The 21,215-nt window shown below is 45.4% G+C and carries 14 protein-coding genes and 2 pseudogenes; 5 read left to right on the top strand and 11 right to left on the bottom strand.

Features of this window, described 5'->3' with window-relative positions:
- Positions 1–252 precede the first annotated feature (252 nt).
- Both ACS8FA_RS17130 and ACS8FA_RS17125 read left to right on the top strand, forming a co-directional pair.
- Positions 253–816: a hypothetical protein gene (locus ACS8FA_RS17130; protein WP_439266177.1), complete on the top strand. Its 564-nt coding sequence runs from the start codon at positions 253–255 to the stop codon at positions 814–816.
- A 268-nt stretch (positions 817–1,084) separates the two neighbouring features.
- Positions 1,085–1,408: pseudogene (locus ACS8FA_RS17125) on the top strand (transposase); the annotation flags it as partial.
- A gap of 21 nt (positions 1,409–1,429) precedes the next feature.
- On the opposite strand, the gene ACS8FA_RS17120 reads toward ACS8FA_RS17125, so the two are convergent.
- Positions 1,430–2,086: an IS1595 family transposase gene (locus ACS8FA_RS17120; RefSeq protein WP_045455674.1), complete on the bottom strand. Its 657-nt coding sequence runs from the start codon at positions 2,084–2,086 to the stop codon at positions 1,430–1,432.
- 39 nt (positions 2,087–2,125) lie between these two features.
- Between ACS8FA_RS17120 and ACS8FA_RS17115 the strand changes: the two are divergent.
- Positions 2,126–3,022, top strand: a pseudogene (locus tag ACS8FA_RS17115) (IS256 family transposase); the annotation flags it as partial.
- A 7-nt stretch (positions 3,023–3,029) separates the two neighbouring features.
- Here ACS8FA_RS17115 and ACS8FA_RS17110 read toward each other — a convergent pair.
- The 6 genes from ACS8FA_RS17110 to ACS8FA_RS17085 all read right to left on the bottom strand — a co-directional run bounded on the left by ACS8FA_RS17110 (position 3,030) and on the right by ACS8FA_RS17085 (position 13,741).
- On the bottom strand, positions 3,030–4,331 hold the full coding sequence (locus tag ACS8FA_RS17110; protein WP_439267291.1) for a DUF2971 domain-containing protein: 1,302 nt from the start codon (positions 4,329–4,331) through the stop codon (positions 3,030–3,032).
- A gap of 3 nt (positions 4,332–4,334) precedes the next feature.
- Positions 4,335–6,458, bottom strand: coding sequence for an NAD-dependent DNA ligase LigA (ligA, locus tag ACS8FA_RS17105; RefSeq protein WP_439267293.1), 2,124 nt, complete (start codon positions 6,456–6,458; stop codon positions 4,335–4,337).
- 244 nt (positions 6,459–6,702) lie between these two features.
- Positions 6,703–7,719 carry a cell division protein ZipA gene (locus ACS8FA_RS17100; RefSeq protein ID WP_439267295.1) on the bottom strand — a complete coding sequence of 339 codons (1,017 nt, stop codon included), beginning with the start codon at positions 7,717–7,719 and terminating at the stop codon, positions 6,703–6,705.
- A gap of 214 nt (positions 7,720–7,933) precedes the next feature.
- Entirely contained in the window at positions 7,934–11,878 is a 3,945-nt protein-coding gene (locus ACS8FA_RS17095) for an AAA family ATPase (RefSeq protein WP_439267297.1), read from the bottom strand.
- Between the two features lie 66 nt (positions 11,879–11,944).
- Positions 11,945–12,886, bottom strand: coding sequence for a hypothetical protein (locus ACS8FA_RS17090; RefSeq protein WP_439267299.1), 942 nt, complete (start codon positions 12,884–12,886; stop codon positions 11,945–11,947).
- 51 nt (positions 12,887–12,937) lie between these two features.
- Positions 12,938–13,741 (bottom strand): sulfite exporter TauE/SafE family protein, encoded by an 804-nt coding sequence (locus ACS8FA_RS17085; RefSeq protein WP_185156659.1) that lies wholly within the window; start codon positions 13,739–13,741, stop codon positions 12,938–12,940.
- A 175-nt stretch (positions 13,742–13,916) separates the two neighbouring features.
- On the opposite strand from ACS8FA_RS17085, the gene ACS8FA_RS17080 reads away from it, so the two are divergent.
- Together ACS8FA_RS17080 and ACS8FA_RS17075 are read left to right on the top strand one after the other, a co-directional pair.
- Positions 13,917–14,906: a biotin--[acetyl-CoA-carboxylase] ligase gene (locus ACS8FA_RS17080; protein WP_439267301.1), complete on the top strand. Its 990-nt coding sequence runs from the start codon at positions 13,917–13,919 to the stop codon at positions 14,904–14,906.
- A 59-nt stretch (positions 14,907–14,965) separates the two neighbouring features.
- Positions 14,966–15,694, top strand: a complete 729-nt coding sequence (locus ACS8FA_RS17075; RefSeq protein ID WP_101205592.1) for a pantothenate kinase — start codon at positions 14,966–14,968, stop codon at positions 15,692–15,694.
- A 110-nt stretch (positions 15,695–15,804) separates the two neighbouring features.
- Here ACS8FA_RS17075 and ACS8FA_RS17070 read toward each other — a convergent pair whose 3' ends face one another.
- The 4 genes from ACS8FA_RS17070 to ACS8FA_RS17055 all read right to left on the bottom strand — a co-directional run bounded on the left by ACS8FA_RS17070 (position 15,805) and on the right by ACS8FA_RS17055 (position 21,157).
- The gene (locus tag ACS8FA_RS17070; protein ID WP_439267303.1) at positions 15,805–16,992 is read right to left on the bottom strand and encodes an isovaleryl-CoA dehydrogenase; all 1,188 of its coding nucleotides are present in this window, start codon (positions 16,990–16,992) and stop codon (positions 15,805–15,807) included.
- Between the two features lie 218 nt (positions 16,993–17,210).
- Complete coding sequence (locus ACS8FA_RS17065; protein WP_439267305.1) at positions 17,211–18,128, bottom strand: hydroxymethylglutaryl-CoA lyase; 918 nt, start codon at positions 18,126–18,128, stop codon at positions 17,211–17,213.
- Positions 18,129–18,173: 45 nt separating this feature from the next.
- Positions 18,174–20,270 carry an acetyl/propionyl/methylcrotonyl-CoA carboxylase subunit alpha gene (locus tag ACS8FA_RS17060; protein ID WP_439267307.1) on the bottom strand — a complete coding sequence of 699 codons (2,097 nt, stop codon included), beginning with the start codon at positions 20,268–20,270 and terminating at the stop codon, positions 18,174–18,176.
- 77 nt (positions 20,271–20,347) lie between these two features.
- Positions 20,348–21,157: an enoyl-CoA hydratase/isomerase family protein gene (locus tag ACS8FA_RS17055; protein WP_439267309.1), complete on the bottom strand. Its 810-nt coding sequence runs from the start codon at positions 21,155–21,157 to the stop codon at positions 20,348–20,350.
- Between the last annotated feature and the right edge of the window lie 58 nt (positions 21,158–21,215).

The following is a 21,215-nucleotide window of genomic DNA, read 5'->3' as shown; positions in this document are numbered from 1 at the left end:
AGTGCAAGTTATACATTAGTATGCTTAGCGAGGATGACGATGTAGCGGATTTATATAGACTTGACTATATAGTTGATTCAATTTAAAAGTAGTACAAGGCAGCCGAGTGCAGATATAACTGTGATACTGCAAGCGAGGTTAACGTTGTCATTCTTTTATAGAGGATCGACTATATCAAAACTTGCCATCTGATGTATTTCGCTAGAGAAGCATAAAGAAAGCTGTCAAAATAGCAGATAGAGCAAATCAATCATGACCGACAATCAAAAGGGTAACTCGATGGCAAAGCGTCTGATAAGTATGATGGTAATTGCAACGGCAAGCATGTGGGCGCTGACAGGCTGCGATAACGCTACCGATTCCGTCGATGCCACTGAGCAAACTGCGGAGACAGCAACAGATCCAACTGCATCAGCAGCCGATACCATCGACTGGTCACTGGTAGATAGCGGTACAAAGCCTGCTGACCCTACCAACTATAAGTATCCGTTTGCCATCGACAGTCAAAACGTCCGAGACTATGCAGATTACTTCAAAGTGGACGCTGCGACCGCTCAGCATAACCTGACGGTGAGCATGGCAAGTAACGAAGCGCTATCGAAAGCCTTAGATCAACTGAGCGAAACCTATGTCTCACATGAGCTAACCGATGGCAATGAGATGACGCTTATCATTCATACCACGCCTGATGTCGCTGCCAGTCGCTATGATTATGTGCTGTCTGATGACTTTGCCAAAGGGCTGGTGCTACCTATCGTGATTCAGCCAGATGGTAAGAAAGGCGATGTGAAGGCGCATGGGGAGATGGCGGAGTAAAATTTAATAGCGTGTGTTTTGACTTATATGACACACGCTATTATTTTATTACGAAGTTTGGCGGTAAGGATTGTTTGAAAGTTCAATTTTTATATTGGTATCGCATAACAGCTTTGCTAAATAAGGTTGATACTGAGTAGCTGCTGGGGCAATATAGATTTTATCAAGATGTAACTTTACATCTGCTTCATATTCAACGTATAGAAACCTACGGGAGTTTCCTAAAAACTGTGTAACTGCTTATAATCCACTAACAGGAGAATAAGCAATGACTAACCAAACTGACATCAAGAAACTGGCTGAGCAAATGGCTGGTAGCATGAACAGCTTTGATGACATCAAAGACTTTCAGAAGCAGCTCATGCAGTCGTTTATCGACACTGCCCTTGAGGCTGAGATGGAAGACCATCTCGGCTATCCCAAGCATGAAAAGGCGGATAAGCCAAACAAGCGCAACGGACACACTAAAAAGACCGTCCGTAGTGACACAGGCGATCTTGAGATCTCCACCCCAAGAGACCGCGGTGGCAGCTTTGAGCCTGTACTCGTCAGCAAACATCAAACCCGTATTAGTGGCCTTGATGATAAAATTAGGGGCTGTAGTAGATAAGGATTAAATATCACACCATTTTCTCAAGGTTTTCAGCTGATTAGATGGTGAGCCATAGTTGAATCTAAACTCGCACTCTTTTAAAAACAAATGGAAGTTCTTCTTATTAATCCCATTATACTTTCTGAGTGTTCGTTTGGACTGATTCCAGAAGTTCTCAATGCCATTGATGTGATTGTTCTTACCGCAAATGAACTCTATAGAGTGATTGACTCTGAAATGTTTAAACTCACTCACATCTAATGCATTGTAACTTCGATAGCTATCCGTATAAACAAAGCTGTCAGGCTTGATTTTACGCTTAATAACAGGCATTAGGGTAGTCTGTTTGGTGTCTGCTACGACAATGGTATAAACCTTACCGTTTCGTTTTAGAATACCAAATACAGCGGTTTTACCAGCAGCCCCGCGACCTCTTTTGCCTTTGCGTACACCGCCAAAGTAACTTTCATCTAATTCGACCTCACCATCAAAAAGCTCATCAGCTTCTAATGAGAGATGGTAATCTATCACAAGTCTTATTTTATGATAAAAAAGTGCAGCAGTATTAGGCTGAATATCAAGCAAATCTGCGGCTGTTCTAGCAGTCACTTCAGCCGTAAAAAACTCTAACAGCCTTCGCTGTGCTTTTTTACTTAGTTTACAACGGGTTATCTTCATAAAAGTAGTCTAGCATAGTGCTTATCTACTACAGCCCCTAAAATTATATTCTTTTATGCCAAAGGTCAAACCACCACTGAGATTGTCGAAACCATCAAAGAGCTCTACGATGTCGACATCTCAAGCACACTGGTTTCAAGAGTCACCGATAACATCTTAGATGACATCACCGCTTGGCAGAACCGCCCGTTGAGCAGTATCTATCCTATTATCTATTTGGACTGCATTGTCGTCAAAGTACGCCAAGACAAACAGATCATCAACAAGGCCATTTATCTGGCGCTAGGCGTGGGACTTGATGGTAAAAAAGAGTTGCTTGGCATGTGGTTATCAGAGAATGAGGGCGCTAAGTTCTGGCTGGGTGTTCTCACCGAGCTACAAAACCGCGGGGTGCAAGATATTCTCATTGCGTGTGTGGATGGCCTAAAAGGCTTTCCTGATGCTATCAACACCGTTTATCCCAATGCACAGGTTCAGCTGTGTATCGTACACATGGTGCGTTATTCTATGAAATTTGTGCCATGGACGGATAAGAAGGCAGTAGCGGCTGATTTAAAGGCCATCTATGGCGCTGATACGCTTGAGATAGCAGAGGCCAATCTTGAGCACTTTGATGAGGTGTGGGGCGATAAATACCCACATGTCATCAAGTCTTGGCGCAGCAATTGGGAGGGCTTGACAGTGTTCTTTGGTTATCCTAAAGACATCAGAAAAGCCATTTATACCACCAATGCGATAGAGTCACTGAACAGTGTCATTCGGACGGCGGTTAATAAGCGTAAGGTGTTCCCATCCGATCAAGCCGCATTCAAGGTGGTTTACTTAGCAACCCAGCAAGCATCCAAAAAGTGGTCGATGCCCATTCGTAACTGGACGTCTGCTCTTAATCGCTTTATGATTATGTTTGATGACCGTATTAGTAAGCATTTAATCTAAAGGGCAGTTACACAGAATCTGGGATGGTCTCAAACCTACCAAACTCCATTTTAACTTCAGGTCTATCAAGTGAAGTAATATAAATCATTCGACACTCTTGCTCCTCCTGAAAAGCTATATGCTTAATTAAATACTTTATTGGTAGTAATATCCTATCTAGTAAAATATTTATTTCTGAAGTTTTCGATTGATCTAGCTTACTTACAATGTCCATAGCTTTCTGATACGTACCTTTCAAAAACTCAAACCATATCAAAAACTCATTTGTCTTTTTATCAATATACTTTTTATACTTCATCCATTTTATGTCAGCTTCAACACGGTCACTAAATTCTCTATAAAAAGTAATCTGATTGCGTTGTGCTAAATGTATAAATTGAGAACTAGGATCTATATAAACACAACGTATTACTGGCTGTTGACTAATTTTTTCCTTAGATACTTCTTCATCCAAGCTTCTTTCAGTTGCGATAAATGACACTTGATCAGGGTGATCATTTTCTTTAAAGAAATCTTTATTGAATATCAAACTAACACCAGAAGCTTCTTTATAGTCTTGCTTACCATAAAGTCTGAACTGGTTTAAACTATCATGATTAAAAGTAAAGCATCCAATAAATGTCTGATATTCACCATCAAACCTTACTCCATTATTTCCATCTTTAATCTCGTTCTTTAGATAACCCTCAAGTAACTTACCTTCACTAGGATCATTAACATTATGAATAGTGTTCAGTCGAAAAGAATCAGTATTTGGATCATGTAGTAAAATGTTGGCCACTTCAGTTGAAGTATAATGTGCAAGCTTACGCTCTGCATGCAACTGTTTCTTTCCTATACTATTGATATCAATCTTTAATATAGATAATATTTTATATACAAGATTAGATATTTCAAAGATATTTCTACCCAGTTCCTCAAAACTTCTATCTAAAATTAAATCGCATATATCTATTTTATTTTTTGCTTCGTAAGGGAACTTGTTTTTTACGAAGACGAAACTGCTCTTAGCATGTTCTATATCTACTAAGCTATCACTTTCTAAAAGTATATCTCCTATAAAGAACTGAGCATTCTCATAAATACTTTTATTCTCTTCAAGTCTGATACTATTGAACACCTCTAGTTCTTCTTCCTTGTAATTTTTATTCAACAAAATAGTAGCTATGAGAAATTTCGCATTTGCTATACTTATTTTATTCCCATCACCACTTATTATTATTCTTGCTAATTTCTTAATTATTCCACAAGTATATTCATCTGGAATTTCTTTTAACTTATCAATGATTTTTCTATCACTTTCTGTCATACACTATTCCCCAACCAACGCCAAAAACTCGTTCTCACCCACCACTTTCACGCCCAGCTTCTCAGCCTTCGCCATTTTTGAGCCAGCCTTATCCCCTGCCAGTAGCGCGGTGGTTTTTGCCGAGATGCTGCCTGATACTTTTGCACCCAATGCTTGTAGTTTGGCTTTGGCTTCATCACGCGCCATGCTATCGAGCGCGCCTGTGATGACCCACGTTTGCCCATCGAGTGGTAGCCCTTCTGATGCAACCTGCTCGACCTTATCCCAATGTACGCCAGCTTCAAGCAATGAATTAATCACTTCGATATTGTGCGGGGCACGGAAGAACTTATAAGTCAGCTCGGCAGTGATTTCTCCAACATCTGGGGTTTTTATCAAAGTCTCAATACTGGCCGACATTAGACTATCTAAATCACCAAATTGCTGAGCAAAGTTCTGTGCTGTGCCTTCACCAACACCGCGAATACCTAGTGCGTAAATAAAGCGAGCCAATGTCGTATGCTTGCTAGCTTCGATAGCGTTGATGATATTTTGGACAGATTTCTCACCCAGTTTTTCAAAGGTGACCATCTCATCTGCATGATTGTGCAATTGATAGATATCAGCAACGGTTTTGACCAGACCATGCTCAAAGAAGCTAATCAGCCAGCGCTCACCAAGCCCATCGATATCCATAGCACGACGTGAAACAAAGTGAATCAGCGCCTCAGTCTGCTGCGCTGGGCAATACAGTCCGCCTGTGCAGCGTGCCAATGCCTCATCTTCTGGTAGGATGACAGGCGAATCACAGACAGGACAAGTCGAAGGTAGGGTGACAGGCTCGCTATCGGCTGGGCGCTGCTCGTGCCAAACGCGGGTGACTTTTGGGATGACATCACCTGCACGGTGCACGCTAACCATATCGCCTGCGCGCACGTCAAGGCGCTGAATCTCACCAAAGTTATGCAAGGTGACATTGCTGACGGTGACACCACCGACTTTGACGGGTTCGAGCTTACCGACTGGGGTGATTTGACCCGTACGGCCAACTTGCCATTCGATATCGTTGAGACGCGTCATGACGGTCTCGGCAGGGAATTTATAGGCCGTCGCCCAGCGCGGCTCACGGGATAAGAAGCCGAGCTGCTGCTGCAAGGCAAGGCTATTCACCTTAATCACCATGCCATCGATTTCAAATGGCAGATCGCTACGCCCTTCTATCACTGACTCATAATAGGTCTGCGCGGCGCGTGGGTTTGCGACTACTTCTACAGCACTGACCGTAAATCCAAGCGCGGTAAGCCATGCCAACGCCCCTGACTGAGTGTCGATATTCTCAGGCAGTCCTTGATTGACCGAATAGCCATAGAATGCGAGTGGACGACTGGCTGCTATCGCTGGATCTAGCTGACGTAAGCTACCAGCGGCGGCATTGCGCGGATTGGCAAAAGTTTTGCCCTCGTTCTCTTCTGCCAATCGATTAAGACGTTCAAACCCTGCCTTGGGCATCAATACTTCACCGCGCACTTCTAGCAACTCGATATCAGCAGCATCAGCTATCCATAGTGGCAGGTTACGAATGGTTTTGGCATTTTGGGTAATATCTTCACCCGTCTGCCCATCACCTCGCGTGACCGCTTGGACAAATTTGCCGTGCTCATACTTCAGTGAGACCGCCAGTCCGTCAAGCTTTAGCTCCATCTCGTACTCAGGGTTTTGCTGCGAGTCACTTAGGCGATCATTGACGCGGCGCATAAAATCGCGCAAATCATCATATTCAAAGACGTTGCCTAGCGACAACATCGGAATGTCGTGCGTGACTTGGGTAAAAGCCGATAGCGGCATATCGCCGACTTGATTAATTGGGCTATCTGGCTGCACCAAATCTGGATATTCTTCTTCGATCTCAAGCAACGAGCGACGTAATTGGTCGTATTCGCTGTCTTCTAGAATTGGATTGTCGAGCACGTAATAGGCATAGTTATGCGTCTTAATCGCTTCAATAAGCGCACGCATTTTTGAGATAATCTCTGTATTATTATCCGTACTACTGTCGGTCGGACTGGTTATATTAGATGTCGCAGGTGCTTGGTTTTCTACTTGAGCAGGTAGGTTTTTATAATTATTTGATGAGATAGAGTCAGTCATAGTCGGCGTCTTTTTTGCAATTCAAGATGTCGATATGATAACAAGTTTGTAGGAAGCTCGGTATAGTCAATCCTATATAAATCAGATACTTTGTCAGGCTCGCTCAGTCTACTATCTATGGTTAGCACTTTGCGGAAACTATAGCCCAATAAAAAAGGCAAATAACGTTAATCGCTATTTGCCCTTTTTATGATTTCTGCTATTAATCAGCTTTTAACTTTCGTAGCTTTTGGCTTTTAAACCGTTAACCCTCATAATCACGAACTTGGTTACGTAGTTGCTGTTTGTATTCAGGCGTGATTGGTTCGTTCTCTTCATCAAGCATAATCGCGTCAAGGTCGCTTGCCATCATATAAGCAATGCTCATCATGCTATCGAAGCTGCGCACGGCTTGTGGATGCGGCAGTGACAAGAATACGACGACACCGTTATAGGTGTTGGTCGCGACACTATGCGGATCAAACGGCGCGATACCGCTATCAGTGATGCCCATCATGCTAAACCACAACATACCCGTGCCATCTTTTTGCTCGTAGCGATGGAACATATTCATCGCGCCATAGCGTAGGCCGTATTTATCAATCAATGCTAACAGATCACGACCACGGATAATCGCCGCTGGACGGTCACGATATTGGTGCGGCAAGATAGTGATGTTGATGTTGTCTTTGGCATTGATCAAGGGGCCGTTTTGCGCGTCATCGCCTGATTCTGATAGATGCTGATCCAGTATCGGGCTGTTGTTGTCGAAGCTTGGCTCTTCTGCCGTGTCAATCGATGGCATCAAGCTATCTGTTGCCGACATGAGGCTAGAGAATGCATCAGGCTCTTGCTCGATATGCATCTGCTCAGCCGCTTCTGCAAACTCAGCATTATCAGCGCGACGTTGCTCTTCTTGCCAGCGCGCATAGTCCTCATTGTCGACGACGTCATGATCTTCATCCGCCATAGTGTCACGCTCAGCAGTCAGCTGGGCATCGACGTTAGTATGAGTCTGCGTCAATGGCTCTTCTTCAACGACAGCATTCAGATAAGTGCGGTCAGGGCCAATGCTCGTCTCGCCAGCAACCGTATCATCAAAGTCTGGCTGATCAACGATATTGCGCTCATGACGCGGTATGATGGGAATACCGTTTTTATCATAATTGACCGCAGCAGCTTCAGCACCATTACGGCGCTTAAAACTGCGAATGACCATAAACAGCCCTGCGAGCACGATAAACGCGGCAATGGCAATCAATACAAACTGAATAGCGGTCATGATAAATACATCCTAGTATATATAACAAAAGGGAATACACAAACGAGCATAAATGGCAATATTCTAGCATGGCTGACCCATGTCGTCACCACATTGTGTACTTTATAACCAGTATGCTGGACTGAGGTCAAGCATATTTGTATTTATGCCGATGGATTGATTATATTTGCATCGCTTTGATTCTCATAGCGCTTTTAATTTGGCTTTTTTGGTTTTAGCTCTCTACATAACGCGCGGCTTCATCGAGCGACACGCTGACTAGGGTAGAAATACCTGCGCTTGGCATGGTGATGCCTTTTAGCTCATCGGCAATCTGCATCGTTAATTTATTATGGCTGATAAAAATAAACTGTAAATCATCTGCTAGCTCATGAATGAGGCTGGTAAAGCGCGCGACGTTGGCATCATCAAGCGGTGCATCGACCTCGTCAAGGACACAGAACGGTGCAGGGTGCTGCTTAAATATCGCAAAAATCAAGCTCAGCGCGGTAAGGGTTTTTTCACCGCCCGATAGTACCGCTAAGCGACTATTACGTTTGCCCTTCGGCTGCGCCATTAAGGTAAGCCCTGCCCGCCACTGCTCTGACTTTGGCGTATTGGCTGGCATCTCGTCGGTGTTCAACGTCAGGCTAGCCTGTCCACCGCCAAAGACTTTGGCAAATAAATTGGCAAGCTCATTGTTTACCGCATCAAGTGTCTGCATAAACAGTGTCTTGGTCGTCTCATCAATAGAGGCAATCGCTTCAGTCAATGTCTGCATACTGGCGGCGATATCGGTAGTCTGCTGCGCGAGTGGCTCTAGGCGTTCGTTCACTTCGGCCAACTCTGCGACTGCTGCCAAATTGACTGGCCCAATCTTGCTCAATTGCTGGGTCAACTTGGCGCGCTCATATTCAAGCTCAGCGATTTTGTCTGGACGGACACGGCGATCATGAGCGATAAAATCTGCTAGCAAGTTTGAGACGCTCATGCTTTGTTGCGGTTGCTCTGCTTGCGCTTTATATTTATGACTTACACGATAGTAGGCATCTAGAGCGCTCTGCGTATGCGCGCTAGCATCCTCTAACCGCGCCGCACTCAGTGCCAGCTCAGTAGCATAACGTGCAAGCTCGCTTTGCTGCGTTTGCAATGTATTTTGCAACGTATCAAATGCTGTCTGTTGCTCAGCGTACGTTTGTTTTAGTGCTGTTAGCGCAGTATCACGCTCGTTCAATAGCACTTGCTGCTCATCGCGCGTTACCTGTACAGACTGTAGCGCTGTTTGTAGCTCTGGCAATTTAGCCTGTTGCTGCTCGTAACGCGTCTGTAGACTTTGCTCATTCTCTAACGACTTGTCGTGTTGCTCAGTCGCACGAGCCAGACTACTAACACTATGCTCCAAGCGCATCTCGTATTGCTGAATACGCAGCTGCAATGCTTGCCAAGCATCATCATCAGCTTGACGCGCACGGTTTAGCTCGCTGCGCTCAGCTTGCAGTTGCTGAGTTGTCGCTCGTGCTTCTACTATTTGCGGCGTTAGCGTAGCGATCTCGCCTTCAATATGATGTTGTTCTTGCTCAAGGGTTTGTTGCTCTTGCGCCAGTTCTTGCTTTTCTTGCTCAAGCGTTGCTTTATCAGCGTTCAGGCGTTGGCTATCCGCTTGCAACCGCTCGGCGTTAGCTCTCTCGGTGGTTAATTGCTGCTGGTATTTATGCTTATCACGGGTTAACTGCTCAGCTTGAGCGCGCGTTTCTTCTAAGCTAACTAACAATGCATCATAAACGCGCTGATTTTTGGCGATAGATTTTTGCTGATCTTGTATTTTGGTTTCAAACTCATCAAGCAAGTCTTCTAATGCTTGCAAACGCGTACGCTGTTGCAGGCGCTGCGTGAGGAATTGGTTATTGCTATCGTTTTGCTCATCCTGTGCACCAGCGAATTTGCTTAAGTTAATCGTCCCATGACGACTGATCAGCCAACCATCTGCGGTAAGCACAATAGCGGATGGTGGTAATGACTTCAGTACATCAGTAAGTGTGTCAATTTCATGCTGCTCACTAGTCTCAAGCTGCGCCGTATATATATAGCACTGTTGCCATAGCGAGAGTAGCGGCTGAGTAATCAACTGCGATAATGGCAACACTTTATCAATCAAATTGTCTGGCAGTTCGCTGACAAATTCTTGGTCACTAATGTCACTTTTCGCAGTTGGCAACCATAGGCTATGACTTGTCTCTATTAGAGCTTTATCGTTTGCACTGGCAGGCGTATTTTGTGCCGTTTGATAAGTCAGTAAATCTGTAATGTCATGCTCAAGCGCTTGCCATAAGCTATTAGTTTGTTGAAAAACGCCAGTAGCATTATTAACGTCTGACTGCTTGGCTTGATTCGCTTGTTGGTTAGCAACCAGCACATGACTGTCTAGCCATAATGCCAAGATACTATCCAGTAGCGGTGCATACTCCTGCCCTTTCGCACTTAGCTCAATCTGCTCACGTAGCGTCGCGATGGCTAACGGCTGATTATGTATACCACTGCTATCTGCATTATCTGTCGCGGTAACTTTCGACTTTGCTGATTGCTTTTGTGTAGGTTTCGGATGCAATATCTGATGCAAGGTATCGTATTCGCCTGCCAGCAGCGCATGACGCTTTTCATTATCGCTCAACTCGCTCTGCTGTGAGCTTAATTTCTGCTGCAAGCTGTGCGCTTGCGGTTGTATCTCGGACAAACGTTCATCGACGGCTTCGTATTGACGCTCAACTTGCTGCAACTGCGTGCTTAGCTCAGTGACTTGCTGTTCTAGCACCTGACTTAGATTGTGCGCATTATCCGTCTTACTCACATCAGCACTGTCAGATGCAGACGGCGCTATAGACTGCTGTAATTGCAGCCACAGGTTTTGCCAGTTTTGCTCACGGCGTTGCCATTTATCATAGCTTTGCTGATGGCGTTTCTGCGCTTGAGCGTTAATGGCTTGCTGCTGCTCAAGCGAACGGTTTTTATCTTGTAAGCGTGACAGATTGTTTTGCGCTTCATGCCACGCGCGTTGTAGTGGCTGCTCATTGCGCTTATGGTTATTGCGCTTATCTGTCAGCTCAGTCAGCTGCGGACGTAGCGTTTCTAGCGCTTGATTCTGCTCAGCTTGTTCAGCGTTGAGCCGTTCGATATCAGCGAGTGATTGCGCACGCTGCTGAGCCAAGCCAGACAGTTGATGCTCAATAGTAGCTAGCTGTGACTTAGCATCACTTAGCTCATGTTCCGCTTGTTGATAGCCGAGCTGCTGCTGATAGTGAGCGCTTTGGGCATCGTCTTTGAGCCATTGCTCTTGATTGATACGCGCAGTAAGCTTGTCTTGCTGAGCTTTGAGCGTGTCATAATCGGCCTGTAGCGTCGATACTTCAGCAGCACTATGCTCATGCGCTACTTTCTGCTGTTGATGTGTTTGCTTAGCTTGATAGAGTTGCTGAATAGCGAGCTGCTGATCGATATCAGCTAGTGTTAATGCCAACTCTTCGTAACGCTGCGCACTAGCCACCTGTTTAGACAGTGTCTTTTGTTGACGTAGTAATTCGCTTTGCATATCGTGCAGACGCGCTAGATTGTCTTTCGTTCTCTCTAACTTTTTTTGCGTTTCTTCACGGCGAGCCTGATAGCGTGAGACACCTGCCGCCTCTTCGATAAACTCACGCAGCTGCACGGGACTAGACTCAACAATGCGCCCGATCATGCCTTGCTCAATCACCGCATAGCTACGTGCACCCAGCCCTGTACCTAAAAACACATCAACCACATCACGGCGACGGCAACGCGTGCCATTGATAAAATAATCTGAGCGGCCATCTTTATTTACCTGACGGCGAACCGATAACTCTTGGTACAAGTTAAACTCGTGGCGAATACCAGTCTGCTCATCTTGAGTATGCTCAAAGGTCAGCTCGACACTGGCGACACTTTTGGCTGTCTTATCCTGCGTACCGGCAAAGATAACATCACTCATCGCCCCGCCGCGTAACTGCTTGGCAGAGGTTTCGCCTAGCACCCAGCGGATAGCATCAATCACATTGGATTTGCCACAGCCGTTCGGCCCGACGATGGCGGTGATACCATGACGAAAAGTAAAAGTGGTTGGATTGGCAAAGGATTTAAAGCCTGCCAGCTTTAGAGATTTTAAACGCATGAAGAGTCAATAAACTTAGCAAAAACAGGCGGCTATTCTACCTGAAATTGTAGTGGGTTTTTAGGGTTAAACGGCTAAGTGCATAAACGATTTTGATTCTAGGCTTTGATGGAACCCTCGTAATAGTTTTTGCTCCACTTGGCAGACGCTATTTTCTGCTAAGTAGCGATTATTAAACTCGATGAAGGTTGACCAAGAGATACTTGCTACTTCTAAGTGATCGACTATTTCTAACAGCTCTGGTCTTAGCAAATGCTGATACTTTCTTGGCCGTTTATGACATAGAGCCAGCTCCCGATCTACGAGCGTTTGCTTGTTTTGCTTTAGCGCGTCACCACCGATAAATAACAATAAAAACTTTGCCCCTTTATCTATAAAGCCTTTTTCTAATAAGTGCTCATACATCAAACAATACTTTAGGATTGGGTCTGGGTTTTTCCGACCAGCGAGTTTTAACTCATTCGCTATCAATACATTCCCCTGATGGTTATAGGCTAGGTTGTCCATATACATTGCTTTTAGCTCTGTACTGTTTTCAAACATACCGCTATTACCATGTGTCGACCATGATCCACTCGGCTCAAAGCTGATAAATTGCTGATAAAATAAGTTCAGATAAACATCACTGCACAAACTCAAAAAGATATCGAATTCTTTATTGAGATAGTCTTCAGAAAAGAACGTTACGCGGCGCACGGCTTCTCTCGCATTACAGATACCCATCGTTTGCGTTGAATACGTCTCTAGCTGCTCAGTTTCATTCATTTTTGTATTGAGCTTTTTGATGACTGATTGCTCAATCTCCTCTATATTTTTGTCCTTTAACTCTGGGTGGGCCGCCCATTCAATGATTTGGCGTACGTATTGCTTTTTAGTAATACCTAAAATACGCTGCGGCTCCCATGCCAAAAACTCTACCATATTAGAGAGACCCGTCGTCCATGATAACTGGTCTTTTAGATGATTCATTGAGCCGAAAACACGGCGGTACTTTTCTGCAGCTTTCATACTAATAATGTCTCACGTTTTGCATACTAATTTTATAAAAACTCATTATTGCTATAAAACACCCAACCCACTCAGTAACAACTGCCCTCCAGCAAATATCAATAATATGCCAAATGCGCGCTTAAGCATGAGCGCAGGTAATATATGGGCAAGCTTGGCGCCCACCTTTGCCATCGCAAAGCTGGCGACTGAAATAAACAAGAATCCTGTTACATGGACAAACCCTATCGTACCCTCAGGCAGATTGACCACGTCTTGACCGAACCAAGCAAAGCCTGCTGCTCCAGCCAAGGCAATTGGTAGACCGCATGCCGCTGATGTGCCGACCGATTGTTTCATCGGAAGCCCTGCCCAGTTCAAGAACGGTACGGTCAAGCTGCCGCCGCCAATGCCAAAAATAGAGGACGCCATCCCAATGCCAGTACCGGCACCAAACTGGACACCGGCCGATGGTAACGGTTTGCCCACCTGCTCTTTATTCGAAAAGAACAGCATTTTTAGCGCGACCAATAGCGCACCGAAACCAATGATAGCCTGTAGCGCTTGCCCATCAATCATATCCGCGATACCAGCACCGACCAAACTACCGATGACCAATCCAAGCGCCATCTTGCGCCATACTTCCCAGCGCACGCCGCCACGCTTGTTGTGTGCAGTCAATGAGCTGATTGAGGTCACTACGATAGTTGCCAGTGACGTCCCGATGGCCAAATGGGTGATTACTTCTGGCGAAAAGTCATATGCGGTAAAAATCCAAACCAATGCGGGCACGATAATCATACCACCGCCGACGCCAAACAAGCCCGCGCTGACACCCGCAAACGCGCCTGCAATCACAAACCACACATATAACATCATAGAACGAACCTTTTATAATACTGACTGGCGCTATAGTACTCACTAGCGCTTAGGCGTGCTTAATTGTATTTGCCAAATCTCAACGCGACCTTTATGCTGTTTACTCGGTACTGTCTGACCGCAATAATCGCTCAGTATATCAAAGTTTCCTTTAACCACATCGACTAAACTTATGCCGCCACTCACTAGTTTTTCTACCTATTTATCCGAGCTCAATCACCGTCATGTGGCTAGTAGCGCCTCGACCAATAGCGAGCTGATAGAAGCCTTGCAAAACGGGTCGTTAGATGTCGCCACCGTACACGTTTTGACGGCGGAAACCCAAAGCGCAGGTCGTGGTCAGCACGGGCGCTCGTGGCAATCACCGCGCGGCAATGTCTATCTGTCGCTATATCATCCTGTGCATATGCCAATCAGTGGCTTATTATCGCTCATCATTGGCCTTGAACTGGCAAAAATGCCCGTCATTCAAACACTGAACGAGCAACTGCAAGCGCAGGGACTGACACCAATCGGTGTAAAATGGGCAAATGACTTGGGGTTTTATCAGCAAGCTCAGAGCCAATCTAAAGAGCTATCTAAAGAACAATCCATAACGGACAGCTCGGTATTAGATTCCGTATTGAATAGTGATGCAGCAAATCAGCGTACCCTACCCTTTAATAAACTGGCTGGGATTTTGATAGAACCAGTGACTAAAGCTGGTAGGTTGGTCGGTGTGGTGCTAGGCATTGGCCTAAATGTACAAGCAGCACCAAAGCTCACCACACAAACGTCTGAGGGTATGAGCTACCAAGCGATTAGCTTACAAGACATTAATGAGATACTGTCTTTAGAGACACAACCTGCGAGCCTACCAGACCTACCAATGCTCTATCAGCAAATGAGCAAAGCATTGATGGCGGCGATGACACGCTTTGAGCATTTGGGCATAGAGCAGCCAACGGGTCATACTTATTATTTGGATAGTTTTTTGGAGCAGTTTGCGACGATGGATGCGCTATCAGGTCTGTGCTTACGCGTCACGCAAGACTATAATAACGAGGAAAAAGTCGTGACAGGAATCGCTTGCGGTGTCGACACACATGGCTGTTTGCAATTGCGCCAAGATAGCGGTAAGATTTCTACGCTTTTTACTGGACGCATCGACGTTATTTATTAGGCTTAGACAACTATATTGATGAACACCATCATTAACGAGCACTATATAAAGGGACTTTTATGCTCTGGCTTGATCTTGGAAATACCCGCCTAAAATACTGGCTAACCGATGATATCGGACAAATAGTCGCGCATGATGCCAAGCAGCATTTGCAAGCGCCTGCCGAATTACTTATGGGTCTGACGGATCGCTTTGAGCGTTATGCGCCTGACTTTATTGGTATCTCATCAGTATTGGGTGACAATCTCAATGCCAAAGTATCAGAGACGCTCAGTCGTTTGAATATTCCGTTTGAGTTTGTCCATGTCGATGCGGCGCACGCGCTGATGAAAAGTGCTTACAATGATCAGCAGCTCGGCTGTGATCGTTGGCTACAGATGCTGGGCGCGGTCGATAAGAAAAAACGCCAGTGTGTGATTGGTTGCGGTACAGCGGTGACCATTGATTTGATTGATCATGCTGAGCATTTGGGCGGTTATATTTTCCCCAGTATCTACCTGCAACGTGAGTCACTGTTCTCTGGTACTAAGCAAATCACTATCTCGAACGGTACTTTTGATAGCGTCAGTCAAGGTTTGACTACTCAAGACGCGGTGCATCGAGGGATTTTGCTCTCTATCGTCGGCGCGATCAATGAGATTAGCCATCGTCATCCTAACTTTGAGTTGATTATGACAGGTGGAGATGCAGCCATTATCTCCCAGCATGTTAATCGCCCAGTGCGCTTACGTGATGATTTATTATTAAATGGTTTGGCAAGATACTTTGATTATCGCAATAAGTCTTAACCGCTTATAGATAATTCGGTTTGACGTTGACACAAAAAAAGCAGCACGTTTTAAACGTACTGCTTTTTTATTTTATATTAGAAAATAGCTAAGGCATTATTAGCTGTCTCTTATTTGGTCTCGTTAAATAGCTCACGACCGACTAGCATACGGCGGATTTCACTGGTGCCTGCGCCAATCTCATATAGCTTAGCATCGCGCCAGTAGCGACCAAGTGGATACTCATTGGTATAACCGTTGCCGCCAAATATTTGAATGCCCTCGCCTGCCATCCATGTGGCTTTTTCAGCACACCATAGAATCACACTGGCGCAGTCTTTACGTACTTCTCGACTATGACCTGCACCGCGCGCGTCCAACATATCGAGGTTTTTACCCACGGTGTATAAAAAACTACGACCTGCTTGCAGTATCGTATACATGTCCGCAACCTTACCTTGGATCAGCTGGAACTCACCGATCGCTTGACCAAACTGTTTACGATCATGGATATAAGGCACGACATTGTCCATCACCGCTTGCATGATACCGATAGGACCTGCAGCCAACACGGCGCGCTCATAATCTAGGCCACTCATCAATACTTTAACGCCCTCATTAAGACCGCCCAAGATATTTTCGCTTGGTACTTTTACATTATTAAAAGTCATCTCGCCAGTATGGCTACCACGCATGCCCAGCTTGTCTAGCTTTTGTGCGGTACCAAAGCCTTCCATACCTTTTTCAACGATAAAGGCCGTCATGCCTTTGGCACCCATTTCAGGATTGGTCTTCGCATAGACCACCATCACATCAGCATCGGGACCATTGGTAATCCACATTTTGCTACCGTTCAAAATATAGCTGCCGTCTTTTTCTTCAGCTTTTAGCTTCATACTGACGACGTCTGAGCCAGCGCCTGTCTCACTCATTGCCAATGCACCGATGAACTCGCCACTGATTAGCTTTGGCAGATATTTCTGCTTTTGTTCTTCAGAGCCGTTACGTTTGATTTGGTTAATACATAGATTAGAATGTGCGCCATAGCTCAGTGCTACCGACGCCGAAGCTCGGCTAATCTCTTCCATCGCGACCATATGGGCAACATAGCCCATGTTAGAGCCGCCGTACTCTTCAGGAACGGTAATACCATGTAGACCGAGGTCACCCATCTTCTGCCACAGATCCATTGGGAACTCATCGCTGCTATCAATCTCAGTAGCACGTGGGGCGATCTCGTTTGCCGCAAACTGCTGTACGACATCACGTAGCGCGTCAATATCTTCGCCAAGTTGAAAATTCAATCCAGGTAAACTCATAACCATTCCTTGTATTTTAATATTTAGTTTTCGAATTTTAATCTGTTTTTTAAAGCCAATATAACTGTATTTTTGATACCGTTTTTAATGTCATAGTCAACTTAATGTGAAAGTATGGCAAGGCAACCGAGTGTAGATGTATATCGAATACTTCAAACGAGGTTAACGCTGTCATACCTTCACAGTGCATTGACTATACTAATTAAGACTGGCGTTTGTTAATGGCGTTTATTAATGATGGCACGTGCCACATTTGAGCCATTCGGACGCTTTAAGAACGCACTGATACGCTCGCCTGCCACGAGCAATTTATCCAAATCGATGCCTGTGCTGATACCCATACCATGCAACATATAAACCACGTCTTCAGTCGCAACATTGCCCGTTGCGCCTTTGGCATAAGGACAACCACCTAGGCCAGCGACAGAGGTATCAAACTCACTCACACCCATTTGTAATGCAGCCAGAGTATTGCTTAGCGCTTGGCCATAAGTATCATGAAAATGACCCGATAGCATAGAGATATCAGCATACTCAAGTGCAGCTTGTAACGCTCGTTGTACTTTGAGCGGTGTACCCACACCGATCGTATCAGCAATGCCAATCTGCTCAGAACCGATCTCAATCAAACGCTTGGTGACATAAGCTACTTGGTTAGGGTCAATTTCGCCTTCATAGGGACAACCAACCGTACAAGAGATAACGCCACGTACTTTTATACCCTGCGCTTTTGCTGCCGCAGCCACTGGTGCAAAACGTTCGATACTCTCATCGATACTACAGTTGATGTTTTTTTGGCTAAAGGTTTCGCTGGCTGAACCAAAGATGACGATTTCATCTGGGCAACGCAAAATAGCATTTTCAAAGCCACGCATATTGGGCACCAGTACCGAGTAACAAACGTCCGTCCGCCGCGCAGGCGCTAGTGCGTCAAGCAGTGCGCTGTTATCGCCCATTTGTGGCACCCACTTTGGCGAAACAAAACTGGTCGCTTCTAGTTTTTTGACACCCGCTGCAATCAAATCATTAATGAGCGCCTGCTTAACCTCAGTCGGCACCGTCATGGATTCGTTTTGTAGTCCATCACGCGGACTGACATCAACGATGCTGACATGGCTTGGATACGAATGGCTCATACTTGTCGTCCTTTTTGTTATTTGGCTGTTAATTATAAGCCTTTATTAACCTTCAGTATCAATGCGCAATAGCTCATCACCATCAGCGACCAAATCACCTGCTGCAAATAATAGCTCTGCTACCACACCATCTGTCGGTGCGGTAATCGTGTGTTCAATTTTCATGGCTTCGATGACGGCAAGTGGCTCGCCTTTTTTCACAGTATCGCCAACAGCTACTTTGAATGCAACCACTTGTCCTGGCATTGGCGATTTTAAACTGCCAACCGCTGCTGTATCTTCGCCCACATGTGCCATGATATCAATAAGCGTAATTTCATCGCGTCCACTATCCGTGAATACATAAACTCTCTCGTTATTCACCCAGCTTTGGGCACTGATACGTGCACCATCTAACCACAAGGTATGATTGTGCGCGTCACTGCTATCGTAGCTGATCTGACCTTCATAAACCGTTTCGGTCTGAGCCGCTACATTGATATTGCTATCATCCTGCGTATTCGCAATTTCTTTACCAATGACAAGCGTAAAACTACTGAGATTATCGCTGCCTTTTTTGCTATCAGCACAACTCGCATTGTGCCAATTAATGATGCGAGCACTGTAGGCTTGCTCATCATAAACCAAGCTAAATGAACGAGTATAATCGCTATAAGCACGGAAACCTGTTGCCTTGCTAAATGGATCTGAGCTCTGCGTTGTCGCTTCGCTCGCAAGCTGCTGTGCAATAGCAGTCACCACAAGCGTCGATAATCCGAGAGGGTGCTGATCAAAAAGCTTATCCTGCTCACGCTCTATCAATGCCGTATCAAGATTGGCTTTGCTAAATGAATCGGTATTTAAAATATAACGCAAAAATGCCACGTTATTTGGTAGACCAACGATACGCGTCTGCGCCAATGCACGATCTAGTCTCGCCAACGCTTGCTCGCGCGTAGGAGCATGCACGATAAGCTTAGCAATCATAGAGTCGTAAAAAGGACTGATCACATCACCCTCACGTACGCCATCATCGATACGCACATCGGTAATGTTAAAGGTACTATGCTCAGGCTTTTGATAAGTAAACAACGTACCTGTCGCTGGCAAGAAATTATTGTCAGGGTTTTCAGCACAGATACGCGCCTCAATAGCATGACCGTTGATAGCCAAATCATCTTGCGTTTTTGGCAATGGCTGACCCGCAGCAACCAACAGCTGCCACTCGACCAAATCGACACCCGTAATGGCTTCACTGACTGGATGCTCAACCTGCAAACGCGTATTCATTTCCATGAAATAAAAATTCATAGAGTCTTCATGCTGCTCAACGATGAATTCAACCGTACCTGCACCAACGTAACCAACTGCACGTGCTGCTTCGATTGCCGCTGTGCCCATTGCTTCACGCATGGCAGTATCAACACCCGGTGCGGGTGCTTCTTCTAGTACTTTTTGATGGCGACGCTGTACTGAGCAATCACGCTCAAATAGATGCACATAATTACCATGCGTATCACCGAATACTTGGATTTCGATATGACGCGGTTTTAGCGCGTATTTTTCAACCAACACTTGATCATTGCCAAAACTGGTAATCGCTTCACGGCGGCACGAATCTAACAAATCAATAAAATCGCTACTTTTTTCAACGATACGCATGCCTTTACCGCCGCCACCTGCACTGGCTTTAATCAAGACAGGATAGCCAATACTATCTGCCTGCTGCTGCAAAAACTGTGCATCTTGGTTATCACCATGATAGCCTGGTATCAGCGGCACACCAGCCGATTCCATTAAGCGCTTAGACTCAGACTTGCCGCCCATGGCACGAATAGCATCCGCCGATGGGCCAATAAACACCAAGCCAGCATCTTGGCAAGCCTGCGCAAAGTCTGCATTTTCGCTCAAGAACCCATATCCTGGATGAATCGCTTGGGCACCAGTCTCAAGCGCTATCGCAATAATAGCATCGCCTTTGAGATAACTGTCTTTCGGTGCCGAACCACCCAAATAGATAGCCTCATCACAGACAGCCACATGTTTGGCCTCACGATCCGCATCGGAATAAACAGCAACGGTACTGACGCCAAGACGCTTAGCAGTCGCAGCCACTCGGCAAGCAATTTCACCACGGTTGGCGATTAGAATTTTAGAAAACATAACTATCCCTGTGTCTTGTCGTTATTATTTGACGTCTTGTCTATTTACCCATTTGCCTATCATTGTTCTGCTACTAGTTAGTCTGCCATTAGCCAATCAGGTTTACGCTTTTGCAAAAATGCTTGCACACCCTCGCGGCCTTGCTCTGATGAGCGAATATCAGCGATACCTTTGACCGTGTCAGCAATCAGCTCATCTGTAATAGGCGCACCAGCAACATCGTGTAATAGCTGTTTGCAGGTCTTAACTGCATCAGGGCTGTTTTTGACGACCTTGTTACAGAACGCAGCCACTTCATCGCCTAGCCACTCTTCGCTAACACGCTCATGGATAAAACCAAGCTGACGCGCCTTTTTGGCATCAAATACTTCAGCACTTAAGAAATAACGCTGCGACGCTCTAGCACCTAGCGCTCGGATAACATAAGGACTGATAGTGGCAGGGGCTAAGCCCAAACGCACTTCACTGAGGCAGAAATTAGCAATCTTAACGGCGATAGCCACATCACAAACAGCAACTAAACCCATGCCACCCGCATAAACATCGCCTTGAATAGCCGCGACTGTTGGCTTAGGACATTCATAAATAGTCTTAAGCATTTGCGCCAATTTATCAGCATCCGCTAGATTCTCTTCATAGCTATAATCTGCCATGGCACGCATCCAATTCAAATCAGCGCCTGCACAAAATGCCTTGCCAGCAGCCGCTAGCACAATGACACGTACCTCATCATCAGCACCAAGCGTACTGAATGCATCGGTTAGCTCAGCAATCATTTCATCGTTAAAAGCATTACGTATCTCGGGACGATTTAACGTCACTGTCGCCACGTGCTGCTCAACGTTAACCAATAGGCTTTTATAATTTTTATTACTGTCTTTTTGCATAACTTTCTCTATATTTTTTGTATAAATACTCAAACAAGCTCTTGGTCAATCCATAATA

It is taken from the genome of Psychrobacter sp. 1Y1 (assembly GCF_051847395.2).
GTDB lineage: Bacteria > Pseudomonadota > Gammaproteobacteria > Pseudomonadales > Moraxellaceae > Psychrobacter.
The sequence above is the reverse complement of the archived record's forward strand: the minus strand, read 5'-3'. Positions and strand labels throughout refer to the sequence as shown.